The organism is Acidicapsa borealis (assembly GCF_059115245.1).
The window spans coordinates 4,494,055-4,512,554 of sequence record NZ_JCACNY010000001.1 but is presented as its reverse complement, the minus strand read 5'-3'; the positions used below and the strand labels follow the sequence as shown (position 1 = coordinate 4,512,554).

10 protein-coding genes are annotated in these 18,500 nt (G+C 57.8%); 2 read left to right on the top strand and 8 right to left on the bottom strand.

Features of this window, described 5'->3' with window-relative positions:
• Window positions 1-218 precede the first annotated feature (218 nt).
• The gene (tnpC, locus tag AC5S27_RS18530) at window positions 219-1,589 is read left to right on the top strand and encodes an IS66 family transposase (protein WP_493936042.1); all 1,371 of its coding nucleotides are present in this window, start codon (window positions 219-221) and stop codon (window positions 1,587-1,589) included.
• 855 nt (window positions 1,590-2,444) lie between these two features.
• On the opposite strand, the gene AC5S27_RS18525 is transcribed toward tnpC, so the two are convergent.
• The 8 genes from AC5S27_RS18525 to AC5S27_RS18490 form a co-directional block, all read right to left on the bottom strand.
• Window positions 2,445-5,228, bottom strand: coding sequence for a GH36-type glycosyl hydrolase domain-containing protein (locus AC5S27_RS18525; RefSeq protein ID WP_493936041.1), 2,784 nt, complete (start codon window positions 5,226-5,228; stop codon window positions 2,445-2,447).
• 97 nt (window positions 5,229-5,325) lie between these two features.
• The gene (locus AC5S27_RS18520; RefSeq protein ID WP_493936040.1) at window positions 5,326-7,692 is read right to left on the bottom strand and encodes a GH92 family glycosyl hydrolase; all 2,367 of its coding nucleotides are present in this window, start codon (window positions 7,690-7,692) and stop codon (window positions 5,326-5,328) included.
• Between the two features lie 8 nt (window positions 7,693-7,700).
• Entirely contained in the window at window positions 7,701-8,927 is a 1,227-nt protein-coding gene (locus tag AC5S27_RS18515; RefSeq protein ID WP_493936039.1) for a Gfo/Idh/MocA family oxidoreductase, read from the bottom strand.
• Entirely contained in the window at window positions 8,924-9,886 is a 963-nt protein-coding gene (locus AC5S27_RS18510; protein WP_493936038.1) for a carbon-nitrogen hydrolase family protein, read from the bottom strand. The genes AC5S27_RS18515 and AC5S27_RS18510 overlap by 4 nt, the downstream gene beginning before the upstream one ends.
• An 87-nt stretch (window positions 9,887-9,973) precedes the next feature.
• Window positions 9,974-11,026, bottom strand: a complete 1,053-nt coding sequence (locus AC5S27_RS18505) for a dihydrodipicolinate synthase family protein (RefSeq protein WP_493936037.1) — start codon at window positions 11,024-11,026, stop codon at window positions 9,974-9,976.
• Window positions 11,026-12,051 (bottom strand): NAD-dependent epimerase/dehydratase family protein, encoded by a 1,026-nt coding sequence (locus AC5S27_RS18500; protein WP_493936036.1) that lies wholly within the window; start codon window positions 12,049-12,051, stop codon window positions 11,026-11,028. Before AC5S27_RS18500 ends, AC5S27_RS18505 begins: the two co-directional genes overlap by 1 nt.
• Window positions 12,052-12,243: 192 nt before the next feature.
• Window positions 12,244-14,049: a glycoside hydrolase family 9 protein gene (locus AC5S27_RS18495; protein ID WP_493936035.1), complete on the bottom strand. Its 1,806-nt coding sequence runs from the start codon at window positions 14,047-14,049 to the stop codon at window positions 12,244-12,246.
• Between the two features lie 79 nt (window positions 14,050-14,128).
• Window positions 14,129-14,923 (bottom strand): IclR family transcriptional regulator, encoded by a 795-nt coding sequence (locus tag AC5S27_RS18490; RefSeq protein ID WP_493936034.1) that lies wholly within the window; start codon window positions 14,921-14,923, stop codon window positions 14,129-14,131.
• A 264-nt stretch (window positions 14,924-15,187) separates the two neighbouring features.
• Between AC5S27_RS18490 and AC5S27_RS18485 the strand changes: the two genes are divergently transcribed.
• A complete protein-coding gene (locus AC5S27_RS18485; RefSeq protein ID WP_493936033.1) occupies window positions 15,188-18,424 on the top strand; it encodes a TonB-dependent receptor in 3,237 nt (1,078 codons plus the stop codon).
• Window positions 18,425-18,500: the final 76 nt, after the last annotated feature.

The following is an 18,500-nucleotide window of genomic DNA, read 5'->3' as shown; positions in this document are numbered from 1 at the left end:
GCTCTCTGTGGCGCTATCGAACTTACCTGAAGATAACGATGCGCTGAAGGCCCTGGTGGCCGCGCTGCTGCGTGAACGGGACGCGGAAAAGCAGCGCGCCAACGATCTGCACATCGAGAACCTTCGCCTGCAGGTGGAGCTGGATCGCTACAAGAAGCAGTACTACGGGCCCGCGCGCGGATCAACTCCAGAGCGCCGACGGTCTTGCGCAGTTGCTGTTGAACTTCGCCGGGGAAGTGGATCGCAAGCCGGTCAACCCCGAAGATGTTCCAGCACATTCCGAACCGCAGGAGCAACTGCGGCGAGTGAAGCGGCGCAAGGGCCGGCGGCACCTTGCCAACTTCGAAAATCTTCCTGTCACCAAACACGTGTACGAGTTGAGCGCGGAGCAGCGCGCCTGCCCTTGCTGCGGAGTTGAACGCAAGGAGATCGGCGCCGAAGAGAGCTGGCAGGTGGAGTATCTTCCCGGCCACTTCGAGCGCCTCCATCATGTGCGCAAGAAGTATGCCTGCCCATCGTGCGAGATCAACGGCGACAGCCCGCAGATGGAGACCGCAGTCAAGCCGGATGCGGCCATCGAGAAGGGCATGGCCGCCCCCGATCTGCTGGCCTTCATCGTCACCAGCAAGTTCTCTGATTACCTTCCGCTGTACAGGTTGGAAGACATCTTCGCGCGCCAGGGCTTCGAGATCTCGCGCGCTACGCAATCGGTCTGGTGCGGCGATGTAGCCGATCTGGTCGAGCCGTTGTATGAGTTGATGGCTGAGCGGGTTCGCGCTTCGCACGTGGTCGCTACCGACGATACCATCATGCCGATGCTCGGCAGCGGCAAGACATCCAATGCGCGCATCTGGGTGTATGTGGGTGACGATGCTCATCCCTACAACCTCTTCCACTTCACGTTGAGCCGCGGCCGCGACGGACCGAAGTATTTCCTCAAGGATTACAGACAGGTGCTTCTGGCAGATGCCTATGGCGGATACAACGGCGTAGTGGCCGGCAATCAGATCACCCGCGCAGGATGTTGGGCGCACTGGCGGCGCAAAGTGATCGAAGCGGAGAAGGCTGCGCCTGAGATCGCGCGTCAGGCCATCGAGATGGTGCGCGCGCTATACGCTGTCGAGAAGCAGGCTGCGGATCTGTCTGCTGAAAACAGGCTCGAGGTGCGCCAGAAGCAGTCGAAGCCGCTGTTAGCCGAGATTCGCGAGAAGATGCTCGCATGGAAAGAGCAGTTGTTGCCCAAGCATCCCATGGCCGAAGCGATCAACTACGCCCTCAGCCTATGGCAGGAACTCTCCGTGTTCTCGTCCGATGGCGCCGTGCCCATCGACAACAACATCAGCGAGCGCGAAATCAAACGCGTCGTACTCAACCGCAAGAACTCCCTCTTCGTGGGCAACGCGCGCGGCGGAAGAACAGCTGCCATCCTGGCCAGCCTGACAAGCACCTGCCGCCGCCATAATATCGACCCGCAGCTTTACCTCACCCAATTGCTCGTCAACTTACCTGCCATGCCCATTAGCCAACTCACCACGTGGCTCCCTGATCAATGGAAAATGCATCGGGCAACCCTGCACTCTGACCAGTAAACAGCGGCACTTCACAAACCTGTGCTTCAGCCAGCGCTCACCCTATTTCTTGCCGAATGCTCTGCTACTTCGCCGAGTTTTTCGACGAATTGCGCGCCATAGAGGCTCCAAATCGTCCCTTCGGCTCCCCTCTACTCCGTTGAAAACATGTGCTTTCCACGCCTGATGAGTGCTCTGTTAACCGAAGGGTTGTAGGTTCGAGTCCTACCTGAGGAGACAATAAATCAATACGTTACAGCCACCTCCTCCCTGTCAAGGGCGGAGTAAAACCAGGCCAGTAGGGCAGGATGATACTTCTCTGCGAGTTAATGGGCTTGTTGGATCACATACTCTCCATAGGCCTCGCTTTGCGGCTTCACCGTTTGATAGTCAAACGCCTTTCGGATGGGGCCGAACTGAGCGCAGTGTGGGTCCAGTTGAGACCGTCACAAAAGGGCAGGCCCTTGCAGGTCTCTTCGATGACTTCTGAACCGTTGGTCTGCACACGCCGAGTTCCGAGAATGTCGCTGAATTGGAATGCCCTCGATAGCGCCAATGAGTGCCAGGATTTGCACTTGCTTCGTCACCAATTTCTCAGATGTTCTCGTCTGTGGCATTTCCAGGTCTTGTCCGGGGTCTTCGGCCAGAAAGGTTTACTTCTTGACAATGCGAGTGGTTGCCCGCACATTCGTGAGGCAGTATCGGACTATCGACTCCCATTATTCCTTCTCAGCCATACCGTTCAGCCGAACCTGAATCCCGCAGACCTAGGTTGATTATTTAGGCCTGAACCAAGCGGCAAGTCTATTCTGGCTGTTGCCGTGCACAAGTCGACAAGTAGCCCATTGCGCCTATTGACTTGGCAGCTTTTCAAAGTTAGGTCATACTCCACTCCAATTCTCGAAATGCTGTACTCTCACCACTGAAGCGGATTCGCCCCCCGTTGGAGGTCTGGTTTGCTCGCACACCGTTGACGGTGATGAGTTTAAGCCGAGCGAGCTCTTGATCTGGAAGTTCAATTTCAATCTCCCAACGCCCTGGCGTGGTCGGTGCGTACCAGCCGGAATATCCGTTCGAGTCCTTCTTGAATCCCAGGAGTGGCGAGTTGAACTCGTATGTATTAAGAGGAATAGCAGGCTTGAAACGTATGCCCTGGCGGAGAAACTCGGTGCCCAGCAGTTTTGCTGCTGTATAGAGCGGCCACGCATGCGCGTGCATGTTCAACACCGGGAAATCCGGACCGGTGCCGCCAGGATACTTCGAGAAGACGGAGTGATACGCATCCGGGCCGCTCCAGATCCCAAACCACATATCGGGGTACGTTTCGGCATGGTGCGCGAGTGTGTTCTTCAACCATTCATCCCACGCCATTTCTCCATTGATTTGTGAGAGTGCCCAGATCAGCGTGCCGTTAATAGCGGCGAAGATACCGGCATTGGTCCCCGTGCCTGGCTCATCTTTCATGGTGGGGTCGGGCTGGCTCTGCAGGATCGCTCCAATGGGAGAGGGCTTCCGCGTTAGCTCGTCGATGGTTGTGACGAATGAGGTGATCTTCTCCGGTGATACGCAGCCGCCGATCAGAGCCCAAGGTTGTGGCTCCAGCCACATCTGCTTTTCTCCCATCCACCCGGACTCTTCGCTCAGCCACGCACGCCGGTACCATCGCTCGTACCACTGCTGCTGGACTGCATGACGTTGCGCCGCAGCCTGTACGCGGACCTTAGTAGCGAATTCAGCGCGCTCGCTGCCGTCGAGCATGGTTGCAAAGTAATCGAAGACATAGGCTGCCATGGCAGCGTTCAAAACGCTTTCCCCCTCACTAAGCACTTTCTGTTGTTGCTCCGGAGTGAGGTGCGTGTACACGATGCTGTCGTTCCAGTCGCCATTGAACAGTCTCAGTAGACCGTGCTTTCCAACGCCGATCTTGGTTATGAGATGAACGAAAGAGCGTTGGAGAAGATCGAGAACTGTGGGGTAGCCGGGTTGCAAATTCTGTCGCGGATAAGGCGGTATACGTTCGTGAAGGAAATCGCGGTCCCGCGTCGCAAGAACATACTCGCTGGCCACCCAGAGGAGCCAGAGGTGCAGGTCGCTCGGCTTGTAGACGCACGGAGCGGGCACGCCAGCGCCCACGATGCCATAGGGTACGGTGCCGTCTGGCTGGATTTCCTTGAGCGTGTAGCGCAGGACGCCGCGAACAAGGTGGGGATCGGTGAAGATCAGTGGCAGAACATGTTGCAGCGGATCGCGTGCCGCGCATTGCAGTCCAGCCAGATACTGGTATCCCGCGCCTTGGGAAAGAATGTGCTCGCGAAAGAAGCTGTCGTAGGTAAAGCCGCTGCGGAGGTAGTAGCTGCTCCATTGAGCCTCGCGCTCAATCCATGGATGCGCTTCGGCACGAAACATTGGTGCTGTGCTCGCCTTCCATTGAGCACTGCTTCGCGACCAGAGCGTTGCGGGCTCGGCAGCGTACTCGGCAACAAGAGCATCAACGGAGAAGCCATCGGGCAGATAGCCATAGAGAAAATAGAGAGTGTGGCTCTCGCCCGGCTGGAGAATAAGCCGGCGCTCCAGCAAGAAGGCACTCTCCGGCCCGTGCGCACTGAGGTCGTTATCGAGTGGCGCAGCAATGCCTTGAGGGTACGCAACGCTGCCGCGAAAGAACTGTGGGCCATCAGTCGCGTACGCGTCGGCCGGGGCATCAAGCGAAACCAGGAATGTTGCTGGAGGACAAAGGTCCTCCATGCTGGTGCCTTGTGGCAGAGGAGGAGTAGGTCCGCTGAAAAATCCAGTCGGCTTGTCCTTGAGCGAAGCCTGTGTCTGCTGCCATGCCTGCTCTTCCTCTGGTGCGCGTCCGAGGAATGTTTGTTTCTCCAGCAGCCCTCTGCCGTGGCTGATTTTTTCAAAACGATGCGAGAATTGGCCGGAGAGATCGCGGCGTCGTTCAACCGCGTTAGGTGAGCCAGCGAGCGCGGCGGATTCCATGAGTGCGCGGTAGGAGAACTGATGGTTGTTGCATCCCCAATACTCCACCCAGCGTGGTCTTACAGTATTCTTCGACCGGTTCGTGATGGTAACTTGCGAAACTAGTACGGGGTCATCTCCATATGGAGCAAAGATGACCTGATCCACTGAATACGAGCCGACGGTAACTTGCTTCCGAAGATAACCCATGCCGAAGACCCGCTCGAATTCTTTGGTCGCGCCGCTGTATTGCGTGCTCAGCACAAGGCCCTCGTCAGCAAGAAAGCCGATGCCCCCGCCATAACAGTCCTTCTCCGGGTGATAGTCGTTGAGAAACTTGGGGCTGCCCTCGTCCTGGCGAACCTGCACATGACCATAGTTGGAGGCGATGGCAACAAGCCGGTCATTTCCAATCTGGTGCATATGGTCGGTGGGGTACCGCCATGTCTTATCGACAGGCTGCACGGCACGCGGATCCGTAAGCTGATCGCAGGTGTAGCGATAGGAAGGCAGCCCATGTGGATCACGCTCCCAAAAGCCAAAATTTCCTGAGCCGTAGGTGTCAATTGGAGTCTGCACCGGAGAGGGATTCTTGCTGTCAGTGCCCGAAGAGGACAGCGCTTCTGCAATCGCTCCTGGAGTCAGGCTGCTTGCCATCCCCAGTGCCGCTAACTCAAGGAAGGTGCGTCGTCTCATCGTGGTCAGTACTCTTTCAATTTTGTGTAGCGCTTTCTTCGCATCGCAGGCGGAGTGCAGGAGTGACGAGTTGAGTGGTCAATGCGGGTTGCCACGCTTACTTCGGGCCGGTTAGTGAAGGCGGCGAATCTTCCGGCGCCGATCCCCATTGTTTGTTGGGCGCGGAGCCGAGCTCTAAATGCAACGTGCCGCCAGAGGTGATATCGCTGAAGCCAATCCAATTGCGAGTAAGCTGGCGTTCGTTGAGAAGCGTGCGTTGAATGTATGGATTGGCATCCGGGGCATCGGTAGTGGTGATAGTGAAGTTTGCGCTCGGATATGGCTTACTTAGGTGAATCACAATCTTCTTGAAAGACGGGCTTACAAGTTCGTATGCCAGGCTCGCCGGATCAACGCTGTAGATGCCCATCATCGTCATGACTGCCCACGATGACATGGCGCCTCCATCATCGTTTCCGGGTATGCCGTCGGGAGCATCGAAGTAATTTTCGCGGAGCACTCTGCGGACCACGTGCTGCGTTTGCCAGGGCTGCCCGGAGAAGTGAAAGACGAAGGGAGCGTGCATATCGTTTTCGTTGTAGGGGTTGTAGTATTGCGCGTACCAGCCGGGCTCCGGATATTGAAAGAACTCTGTCATGCGTGCGTTGAACTGGTCCTTACCAACGGCGTTCACCAGCCAATGCAGGTCGGCAGGCGCGAAGGACTGGTAGTGCCAGCCTGTGCCCTCGACAAAGCCGTGGCCATCGAGAGCTGGATTGAAGTCAGGTGCCCAGGAGCCATCGGCATTGCGCGGCCTGAAGAATCGGTCGTCAGGGTTGAACAGGTTCCGATGGTAGAGAGCGCGGTCGTACATCTGCTTCGCTTCCGCGGCCTTGCCGAGCGATTGCGCGAGACGATAGAGTGCGGCGCAGGCGAGGGAATGCTCCTGTGTCCTTGCGACCGAACCGTAGGTAACCTTGTCGGCGGGAAGATAGTGCAGCTTGTTCAACCAATCGATGCCCTCTTCACCGAGATACGGTTTTCCAGGGGGAGGCGCTTCCGTGACGTCTTTCAACATGCCTTCCCAGGCCTTGTCGATGTCGAAGCCATGGAGTCCGTCGAGCCATGCTGTCGCGATGACAATGGAGAGCGGGCTGCCCACCATGTCATTGGTGTAGAGATTGATTTGCGGCCAACGGTCGATCCAGCCGCCGTGCTCGTACATCAACACAATCGACTGCGCCATGTCCTGCATACGTTGCGGCTCAATCATGGCAAGCAGCGGCATCTCACTGCGGTAGATATCCCAGCCGGAGAAGTTGGTATAGATGTGATGGCCATTGGGCTGTGTGTGAGTCGCGCCGTCGAAGCCACGATAGCGTCCGTCGGCGTCGTCGAAGAGCGATGGCATGAGCATGCTGTGGTAGAGCGCGGTGTAAAACACGCGTTGATTTTGAGCTGAGCCGCCGGATACTTCGATGAGCCCCAACTCCTTGTTCCACGCATCTTCTGCTTCCTGGTGAATGGCATCGAAATCCTGACCCGCTGCTTCGGCTTCTAGGTTGTGGGCTGCGCCTTTGACATCCACATAGGAAATTCCGATCGATGCTGTGATCACTTGCTCGTGCGGCTCAGAGGCCCAACTTGCGTACGCTCCGGTTGTTCCCTCGTGGCTGCTCTGTGCTGCGGCGCGCTCACCAGACGCGACCTTTCCTTCGCCTCCATACTGATCTCCCGTCCACACTCCGAAGGAGTTGAACGGACGGCTGAACTTCATCACAAAATAGACCTTGTAGGTCTGCTTCTTGCTGCAGAAGCCGTGGTCTTCGACGATGCCTTCGATGCGACGATCTCCAACCACTCGAATTTCAGCCGAGGCGGTTTCATTGAGCGTGTGGCTGATAGGAACGAGGATATTTGCGCTCTTGCCGGCGGGGAAAGTGAAGCGTGCAGAGCCAGTGCGCTCGGTGGAGGTCAGTTCGGCGTTGATTCCCCATTGCAGCAATTGCACCTGGTAGTAGCCGGGAGAGGCTTGCTCTCTCTTATGCGAATACGGGGACTGATAATCGGCGGCCTGCGTAACGACAAGCCCAGTCGTCGCGGTAAAGAAGACGTCTCCTTCATTGGCGCATCCCGCACCGCTCATGTGGGTCATGCTGAAACCTTTGATCCACTTGTGAATGTATTCATAGCCAAAGCCGTGATCTTCGGTATCGGGGCTGAGCTGCACCATGCCGAAGGGTCTTGCGGCACCGGGGAAGAGATCGATGCCATCGTCGGGATCGCCACCTGTGCCGACGAATGGATTGACCTTGGCGGCGTAGTTCACTGCCTGTGTTTTCTGTGCGCTTCCCTGGATAGCGAAGAACGCACAGATCAGCGTGAAGAGAAGTGAGATTAGCGCAAGCGAAATGGTTCGCCTTCGCGCCTTCTCATATGAGGGGCGGTCGTGATGCGTTGCCATCGTTCCAATACATCCGTACATGGCGCTCCTCAGGGTTGAATGAACAACGCTTCTTTCATCGGCGGCTCATCGCCGATTTCGTCGAGCCGGACCGGGCGCTTTTCGCGAGCTGACTGGATGGCCGCGAATGCAACCTGTGTGGCGAGAACAGCGGCATTCACACCGCAGACTTCGGGACCGTTGTCGAGGATCTGGGTGACAAAGCGTTCCAGCGCATGGGCGTGGCCTTTATCCGGCTCAGCGGTGAATTGCAGAAGCGGATCATTGGCTCTTGCAGCTTCTTCGCAGGCGGCGCGCTTCTTGGCCAGCCAGCCTGAGATGCCGCCCTCCATGCCGATGTGGGGGTGACGATCCTGAATCATGGGGTAAGTGATCGAAGCAGGCGCCCCGGTGATTCCGGCTGTGCGCACTTCCAGCATGTGATCGACTGCGAGATAGCCGCCGTTACCCATGAATTCATAGAGTTCTTTGCAGTAGCCCATGGTTCCGTTGCTGCCGATCACGATGGTGGCCAATGCGCCGCTGCGATAGCGCACGATGACTGCGAGGTTTAACATGCCGGTTTCTACTGCCGTCACTTCCACCGGATCGTCGGCAAGAAACCAGTTGCAGACATCGGTGAAGTGAGTCATCTCGAAGAGCATCGGGCCGTGCGGCGCCTGGGTTTTGTCGAAGACCCAGCCTTTCCAGCTGTGCCAGTCATCGTTGATCCGCACTGAGACGGAAGGCACACCTTCATCGGGTAGAGAAGGCAACATTTCGCCCTCCCGCCGCCAACGCCAGGGGCTGGGTTGGGGATGGGTAATGTGTTCGCGAAAGATTCGCTGGGCATCCACCATGGCGGGACTGGCGCGACGATTATGACCAACACAGAAGGGAATGCCGGACGCATTAACGACTGCCTGGATCTCCCGCATCTCTTTCAGCGTTGTGGCGAGTGGCTTTTCTACGTACACAGGCTTGCCGGCGCTGGCTGCGAGTGCGATCACCGAAAGACGCAGCTTTTCCGTGGTGGCGAGGCAGATCATGTCGACTTCTGGATCTGCGATGGCGCCCTCGAAATCCTTGCGTGTGTGCAGGGCGCCAAACACGTCGCGGCACTCGGCCAACACGGCTTGACTCGTGTCGACACAGGTGTGCAGAGTCATGCGTGCGGATCGAACAATGTTGGGGATATGCTGCGCGCGCGCTACGGAGCCGCAGCCGATGACGGCTACACGCAGAGGTTTGTTGCGATCCGGGGGTGCAGCGTTCACGATCTGCACCCCTTCAGCGATGCCTGGGGAGTTCCTGTTGCTTCATTAGAGGAAGCAACCAGACCGGCGAGGTAGTCGCGCCTGGAAACCAGTTCGAACTCGCTCATGATCTCGGCAACGGAGAGATCTGCCGATCGCGATTCCAGCAGGAAGACGCAGTTGGATTGGTCAAAGCGCAGCCGCACTTTTTTCCCGTAGTGTTGCTGCACATCGCGCAGCTTGTCCTGGTTGAAGTCAGGGAACAGGGTTACGGCGTTGAAGTTGATGGTGGCCTGCTGCAGCGGCGTGTCAAAGCCGGCGCGCAGCGTCTCCGACCGGTAGCCCCCGGCGGCGAGTTGCTTTCCATCGCGATCGAGGATGCGGCTCCACGGCGAGTATGCGAAGACACATGGAACACCGTAGGTGAGCGCGCTGGCGTCGAGCAGGCTTCCCCCTGGCGTCATGCTGGGAAGGATGAAGAGATCCACGCCCGCTTCCGCCTGCGGAGTAAACACCTGATGCGGGAAATAGACGTCGATGCAGATGCCTCCTCCGATGCGAAGGCCCTCCCAGAGTATGGGTGACGTGGCTCCAGGTGCGACGCCCGCGAGTTGTTCGCCGCAGGCCGGGACACGCTTCTGATAGAAGCCGAGTTCCGCGCCATCTCTGCCCAACACGTAGAAGCGGTTTGCGAGAGCGCCTGCTTCGTGCACCAGCAGCGGCAGCACGAGCGAGATGCCGGCCTCGATGGCTGCATCGCGCAACAACTTCGTCTCCGCGGGCCAATCCTCGAGTGCGTAATGTTCCAGTGGAGCGCCGGCTTCTGCGTGGTGAAGCAGGTTGATCGTCTCTGGCAGCACCGCCAGGTCGGCGCCTTGATCTGCCGCTGCCTTGACCCAGTGGGCCGCATCGAGCAGCACCGCTTGCAGGTCCGGATATCGATCCTTGAGAGCGATGGTCGCGATGTTTTTCTCGTTCATATCACCTGCGAGCCTGGACCAGGTCAATCCAACATGGAATAGCTTGAATTTGGCACTACCCTGCAGCCTTGTATTCGAAACGATCCGCTACGACAGCCAGCGGTCGAGATGTTCGGCCACGAACTGATCGTCGTTGAGCAAAGGATACGCCGCATAGACGCGATTGATCTCTTCCAGTTGCCCGGGGGACAGCACCTCATCGGGGTCGAGACACCAGCGGCCGGCCAGCAGTCCCTGCCTCCGCAACACTTCGTGAATGCCCGGGATGCAGCCGTGAAATTCGTGAATGGCGTCGAAGATCGCGGCATTGGCATCTGTCACTTCGGCACCGCGGGCTAGTACGGTGGCTGTGCCGGCGCCACTCTGCTTGGCTTCCTGAACGGACTGAAGCAGCTCGATGGCGCGCCTGGTCCATACCGCCCATTGACCAAGCAGGCCTCCGACGAAGTGCGCGGTTCTGTCGCCGAAACGAAACTCGGTCAGAAGATCGGCGACGATGTTGTCGTCGTTGCCGGTATAGAGAGCGATCTCCGAGCCGCGGCCGCTGTGCGCGACGGCGCGCAGCACTTCCATGGTCTGGTACCGGTCAAACGAGGCTACCTTAATGGCTACTACGGATTCGATCTCGACAAACTTTTTCCAGAATTCGGCGTTCAATGGCCTGCCGCCCACAGCCGGTTGCAGGTAGAAGCCGATCACTGGGAGAATTTCGCCGACTTCGCGGCAATGCTCGATCAGAACTTCGTTTGATGCGTCGGAGAGTGCCGCCAGGCTGAGGAGTCCTCCGTCATAGCCCAGCCGCCGCAGCGTGGCCGCCTCGGCGCAGGCAACCGCAGTCTCTCCGCAGACGCCACCGATTTTAGCTAAGGTCTTGCCCGATCGTTTTTCGAAAGCACGAACTTCTTCCAGCGCCAGCTCCAGCACGGGCTCGAAGAGGCCCACCTGGGGATCGCGAATCGAGAACTGGGTGGTGTGCACACCGACGGCGACGCCTCCGCTGCCGGCGTCGCAATAGTAGCGTGTCAAAGCCCGTTGACGGCGTTCATCCAGCTTGCGGTCTTCGGTCAGGGCCAATGGATGCGCGGGGATGACGAGACCTTGCTGAAGCAATGCGCGGAATTGCTGAGTGGCGTCACCCATCAGAACCTTCCATCGGTGATCTGGAATTTTGTAGCTTTGTCGAGGCTTGCCCCGCCTGCTTCGATCCAGTGCGCGACTAATTCCATCAACTCCGCGGCGGAGAAGGATGGATAGCCCAGTGCAGCATGGCAGGCACTGGCGTTATTGAGGAGTGCAATTCCCTTCGATTCACCCTTAATCTGTAACTCGCTCCCGAAACGCGTGGCAAAGAACTGTGCCGCACGCAGTACCTGAATCGTCTCCGGACCGGTGACATTGAGAATCCGTGCCGGTGAGGAGCAAAGCTCCAGCGCCCGCAGCGCATAAGAGTTGGCATCGCCCTGCCACAGCACATTCACCGCGGGAACTGAGATATCGACCGGCTTGCCTTCGTAAACCTGCCGGGCTATGTCGACCAGCACACCGTAGCGAAGGTCGATTGCATAGTTGAGCCGGTAGAGCAGACAGGGCGTGTTGAATTTCTTGGAGTAAAACTCGAAGACTCTTTCGCGACCCAGGCAGGACTGCGCATATTCGCCGATTGGGCTGGTCGCATCCGACTCAACGCAACCGCCTTGCTCTGGCGAAACGAACGGGTACACGTTGCCGGTGGAGAAGGCGACAATGCGAGACTCGCGGTAATGCCGTGCCACATTTGCGGGCACCAGGGTGTTCATCGCCCAGGTCAGATCCGGGTCGCCAGCGGAACCGAACTTGCGGCCAGCGAGAAAGTAGACGTTTTCGACCTGAGGAAGAGCGCTGACTGCATCGGGTTCGAGGAGGTCGCAGGAGAGTGTCTCTACGCCCGCCTCCTCCAGTTCGCGCCGCGCTTCAGGCGAGCTGAACCGGGAGACGGCTAGAACGCGCGATTTGCGCCCGGCCCCCTCCAGCGCCAGCCGAAGCCGCTGCGCCAAGGTCGGCCCCATCTTGCCTCCGGCACCGAGAATGACGGTGTCACCCTGAAGCTGGCGCGCAAAGGCGATGTCGGCTTCGCTTGGTTGAACTAAGAGTCGATTAAGTTGCTGCTCGGAGTCGATTCGGATCATGGCTTGAGAAGAAACTGTGTTGACCGGGGTTGAAATCGGTGGATACATCTGCTGACGGAGGCAAATTCGGTCTTAAGTTTCGGAATGCGAACACGTGGTTTGAATGACGGACCAAGCATATGCCGCCAGCCTGTCGCTGTCAAGCTGCGATCGAGCTGCGAACGAGCTGCGAACGAGATCCGCCCTCGGGGCTCAGGTTCTTAGCCAGCAAGCTGCCTGCGCGGCGTGCAGGTAGGGCACGCTCCAATACTCGAGCGTGTTCCATTCGATCGCAGTGGACTCTTCTAGATATGGAGAGTCATCGGGGCGCCCGATGAAGCCGACGAACATCGCCTCGGGGAGCTGCGGAATGCGATAGGAGTATCCCACCGGCTGCCGGTAGCCGATGCCGGAAAAAAGCGAGCGGTTGAGCGTATTGTGGCCCAGGCACCAGTGTAGGAGGCGTTCCGCGGCTGCGCGCCACGTTGGCTGGTTGAAGAGCGATGCAGCCTGGGCCAGCAGATGAGCATGGCTCATGAGCACGGAACTGGTGCCGTGCGCGATTCCCTGGGAGTTGAATGGATGGATAAAGGTTCGCACGCCGCAAGCGTTCCCGGCATCGCGAAATACCTGCCGGTCCTGATGAGGCGGATCGAAGTAGACCCCGTAGGGCGTGAGGCCAAACGGATTACCGGCGCTGTCAGCGAGGATGTACTTGTCGATATACGCGAATACCGCCCGCTGAGCCAGGGCTGCCACAGACGCATCGGCGAACAACGAACGCAGCTCCCAGAAACGGAGAAGGGCCAGCGCTGGGTCCGCGGCAAACGCGATTGAACGATACGCATCGCTGTTGTCGGCCTCAGTGAAGTAGCCTGAGAGGCCCTCTGGCACGTTAGCCTGTCGACGCAGCAATTCTTGTGCGTTCGCTATGATCCTATTCTGGTCGATGGTTTCATCTCCCGCGGCCAGCAACTCCAGGTTGCCGCGCAGTTCCGCTGCCACGAAAAGAGTTCGTCGGGGATACTGCTGACGCTGTGCGAAAGAAGCAGCTAGGCGGGCCAGCCGCAGACACGTATCGGATTGCGGGGCCGGCAGATGTTTCGAAGCCCGGGCCTGCACGTGAACAAACGCCCATTGGACGAGTGGATTGAATGTCGTCCGAACCTTGCGCTCATCGCCCGAATTGGGAACGTTGTCCGTCCAGCGATTGTCGCTGGCATCGCCATAGCAGCCAGGATGATTTTCGAACCACCAGTCGTTTTCATACGCGAGATTACTGCCGGCGGGCGCCGAGCCGCCTGCCACATCCTCATAGACCTGGCCATCGGATGTGATCATGCGATGGAAGAAGCGGTTGCCCCACGCAACTTCCTCAAGCAGGGAATCAGCTAGAACACCTCCACGGTCCAGGTCCTCCCCCACCGACTCGCGCACCGTCAGCAGTGCTTCTACGTGATAGAGCGTAAACGCTAGCCATTTGCGAAAGTCTCCAGCGTCATGCCAGCCTCCGGTGGCTGGCCATGTTGACCCGTCGCGATCAAGAACCCCATCGTCGAGGTGGCAGGCATCATGCACGCCAAAGATGGCACAGCCGCATCGCTGGGCGCGCAGAAAGGTTAGATAGCCGGAGATAATGCGGTCGTATACCCGCTCGTGGATGGCGAACGGAACTGAAACCTGCCCGTCGGTTTCGATCTGATAACTTCCCGGGCAGTCGAATTCGCTGAAATCTGCCTGCCACATTGGCCCCCAGCATGTAGGGGCCTTTTTCAACTCGCCCCGATACAGGACGGGCGTTCCGCTGTCTGCTGTGAGCTTGCCGCGCAGAAGGTCGTAAGGCGCAGGGAACCGCTCTGAGAACCCGTTTTCGGCAGCCACGTCGCGCTTCATGCGCAGGCAGTTCTGACGGATAAAAAAAGGAATCGCGTCAGGAAGGCCTTCATCCACTCCAGCCAGCAGGGTGAGAAGCTTGGGGCTGGATGGCAGGTATCCAAGGTGGCTTATGCTCAATTGCATCACGATCTACTATGCACCACTGTTTACCCAGCCCGTCAATGTGCCTGTCGATTTGCCGGTCAGCCCGGACAGCGTACGTTCAGGGCCACGACACCATGCCACGTGCCATCCCGGTATGGCCCAATTGCAACGAAGCCTTGCGGGCTGCGTCCTTGACTTGAGCGGCTATCGCCGTCTCCTGCTCCGGCGTGATCTCCGAAAGTGGAAGCGTAATGCTGATCGCGGCTGACGGAGACTCGTCCTGGCCATAGACGCCTGCTGCCACTACCCAGTAGCCGGGAAGAAGCTCCTCAACATTACGTGCGTAGCGCACTTTCTTGACCTGCGCAATCTCCTGCTTCATGCGGGTAGCCGAAGTGATGGTGCTGCTTGTGTACTTCTCCGTGCACTTGGACATGATGCGGTCCACTTCATCCGAGGGCATGTCTGCGAGGAAGATCTTGCCCGAAGCGGTGGCGTTCAGCGGCCGCCTCAGCCCGACGTCGGCAAATGAATCGGGAGCGCCGGCATAGCCGACCGAGTGAATGAACAGCACGTAGTCCTCATCCAAAACGCCAAGCTGCACTGTGCCTGGAAACTGACGCGCGAGTTCGCGCATGGGAAAGAACGCTGCACGGTAGAGGCTTGAGTGACGAAGGTAGCCGGACCCTATCCAAAGGGCATGGCTGCTAAGCATATAACGGCGCGTCACCGGTTCCTGAGTGATCAGGTTGGCCTCGATCAAAGTGGTGCAGAGACGATGAGCGGAAGCTTTAGGCACATCAAGGCGCGCTGCGAGTTCAGTAAAGGACAGCTCAAACGGTTCATCCGCAAGAAGCTCCAGCACCTTGAGGCAACGCAGCGTAGAACTCATCGCAGTGGATGCCTTTTTCATATTGAAACCCTCTCATGTGGGGGCTTGACAGTGCAATGCGGTTTCAGGTAGCTTTGTCCGCAATGCAAAAAAGAATTCCGCAATGCAGAACTGAGATACCACGGAAACGCTAAAAAGGCCAAACCAGTCACACAAAATTTGAGGAGGATAAGAGACATGCGGACAGAGACACCCCCCCTGAAATTCAAATTTTCCGCCGTTCTGACGCTGAGCATTTTCATACTGGCAATCTGTTCGCAGTCAGTTCGACTGATAGCGCAAACAGTGACCGCCACGATCAATGGCACAATCACCGATCCAGCAGGCAACGTGGTTGCAAACGCTGACGTGAAGGCCACCGACCTGGATCGAGGGACGGTCTGGCCGGTAAAAACGAACGCTCAGGGTTATTACAACCTGAGTCATCTGCCCGTCGGGCGATATGAGGTGCGCGTAAGCGCAGCCGGCTTCAGTACTGCGGTTGAAACACCGATTGAGCTTCAGCTCAACCAGGTTTCGGCGGTCAATATCAAGCTGGCAGTTGGCCAGAATACTGAAACCGTCGAGGTGTCCAGCGAAGGGCCGCTGCTGCAGACGGATACGACCGATGTCGGGACGGTGATCGACGCGCGCACCAATGTGGGCCTTCCGTTGGCCAGCCGTAACTACGTGCAGCTGACACTGTTAACGCCGGGCGCGGTGACGGTACAACCCGCGGGATTTCAGAACGGTAAAAACTCCGGCGAAACCGCGCGCCCCGAAATCAACGGAAACCGGTTCACCGCCAACAACTACCTTCTCGATGGCATGGACAACAACCAGGCCTCTAGCAATTTTCTTGGGTTCTCGCCACAGCCGGACGCCATTCAGGAGTTCCGGGTCATCACCCAGAATGCACCAGCCGATTTTGGCAACTACATGGGCGGTATTATCAGCGCTGCCATCAAGGGCGGCACGAATGGTTATCATGGCACTGCCTTCGAATTCTTCCGGAATGATATTCTTAACGCGAACCAGTGGCAGAACAAGCTGAATCCGAATAACGTAACTCCTCGTCAAAAGCTGCGCTGGAACGAGTTTGGCGGCACCATTGGCGGTCCAATCATTCGCGACAAGCTCTTCTTCTTTGCTGACTACGAGGCCGAGCGCTTCGACTTCCCGAAGACAACGAACACTGTTTCGGTATTTACCGCAAAGGAGCGTCAAGGCGATGTCTCCGAGCTGGTCGCGGCGGGTAAGGCAATCGTCGACCCACTGACCGGCCAGCCCTTCCCGGACAACATCATTCCGCAGGACCGCCTGAGTCCAGCGGCTCTTGCGATCCTCAACTCGAAGTACTACCCTACCCCAATCAATAACCTGCTCCAGTCGAACGCGAATTACACGACTGCAACCAAGACGGACGACGACCAAGGCGACGGTCGTCTGGATTATGCTCCCAGCGAGAAAGACCATTTCATGGGCCGCTTCTCGTATGCAAATATCACCAACCCAACCATCAACTCCCTCGACCTGCTCTATAACCCGTACAACCTCTTTCTGGGATGGAACTTTGTCACCGGCTACACGCGCAATTTGTCGTCCAATACGTTGAACGAGGCGCGCCTCGGTGTGAATTATGACAAAATTGGTCAGAACCAGATTTCGTCAAACTTCGCCGGGAATGCGGGCGATTTGTTCCACATCGGCGGTCTGACGTCGAGCATCCTGCCTGCGCTCGGTTTCAGTGGCGGCTTCGTGTCGAATTTCGGCAACAAGGACAGCGTCACTAACTATTACGACACCTCCATTCAGTACGCAGATGTACTGAGCTGGATTCATGGAAGGCACAGCACCCGGTTCGGCTTCCAGGGCTGGCGCATCCGCACCAATGGATTGTTCAACAGCAACAACGGCGAGGCAGGTAGCTTTGGCTTCAGTTCGATTTATTCGGGTAGCCCCGAGTCGAACTTCCTGCTCGGTCTGCCCACTTCGGTCGGGGTCGGTAGCAATGGCTCGGACTGGGGGCAAAGGAACAACATCTTCGCCGGCTTCGTCCAGGATGACTGGAAGCTGACGAGGATATTGACCGTCAACCTTGGACTACGCTACGAAACGCACACACCCTTCGTCGAAGCGCACGACAGGCAGACCAACTGGGATCCGCAGACCGGCATCCTGGAGTTACCAGGGCAGGACGGCAACAGCCGCGCGCTCTACGACTCCTATAACGGCTACGGCAACTACCAGCCGCGCGTCGGCCTGGCCTGGCAGGTAATGCCGAAGACGGTGGTTCGTGCTTCTTACGGATTATCGTCGTTCATGGAGGGCACTGGATTGGGACTGCGCCTGCCCGGCAACCCTCCGCGAGCGGTCTCCGCCAACGCGACGTATCAAACCCTTTCGTATCCGACCACGACGTTTGATCAGGGCTTTACGCCTATCGCCGTGCCAGCCGGTTGCACGATCGACGGATTGAAGACCGCCGACCCCCTTTGCTACAAAGGTGCCATTCTGTACTCGTGGGATAAGAATGTACAGCCGGCGCACTCCAACCAGTGGAGTTTATTCGTACAACAGGAACTCTCGCCCTCGGCCACCTTCCAGGTCGGTTATGTAGGACAGTCAACCACGCACTTGACCAACGCACAGCTGCTGACGCAAAAAGTCTGGCAATCGCCGGGTGTGGTCAGTCCGACGCCGTACTTCTCGCAGAATCCTGCGGTTCTGAACCAGCTGGCATACATCTTCGGCACCTTCGCGGAGGCACATCAGAACTACAACGCATTGCAGACTCAATTGCAGGGCCGCCTAAATCACGGGATGTCGTACCAACTCAGCTACACGTGGTCGCGCTGCATGACCAACTCCCAGGGATTCTTTGGCGAGGGAGGCCAGTCTTCCGGTCCCAGCGCCTGGTGGCAGAACTCCTACAACCCGGCAGGCGAGAACGGAGCCTGCTACTACAACGTCAAGGGCGTATTCACCGGCTACATGATCTATGATCTGCCCTTTGGCCGTGGCCGGCAGTTTGGCGGCAACATCAACAAAGTTGCCGATGCAGTAGTGGGCGGTTGGAAGTTGAGCGTGATCCCGACCTTCCGCGGTGGCTTCCCGTTGACGCTTAGCTCCAACGACGACCACTCGGGCACCAACTCCTTCCAGAACCGGCCGGATTGTGTAGCTCCACCGCGTGTACTGCACAAACAAACTATTGGGAGCGGTCTCTATGGCTACCGGTGGTTTGATCCGAAATCGTACGCTGAACCCAAAGCCGGCTACTTCGGAAGCTGCAGTGTGAGCTCGGTCTACGGGCCCGGAGAGCAGAACATCGATGCCAGTGTTACCAAAATCTTCAAGGTAACTGAGCGGCAGAACGTCGAGTTCCGCACCGAGTTCATCAATGCGTTTAACCATACGATCCTGGATGCACCGAGCAATGGTGGTATCAACACGCTGAACCCGGATGCAGGCACGATTGGTCAGATTAACCACTCGGAAGGCGCGCGCAACATCCAGTTCGCTCTGAAATACAACTTCTAACTCTCACTAATGCTAACTAACGGGAACAACCTGTTGTATGTGAGCCATTACGGCGCCGGATTTCAGATGGCAGTAT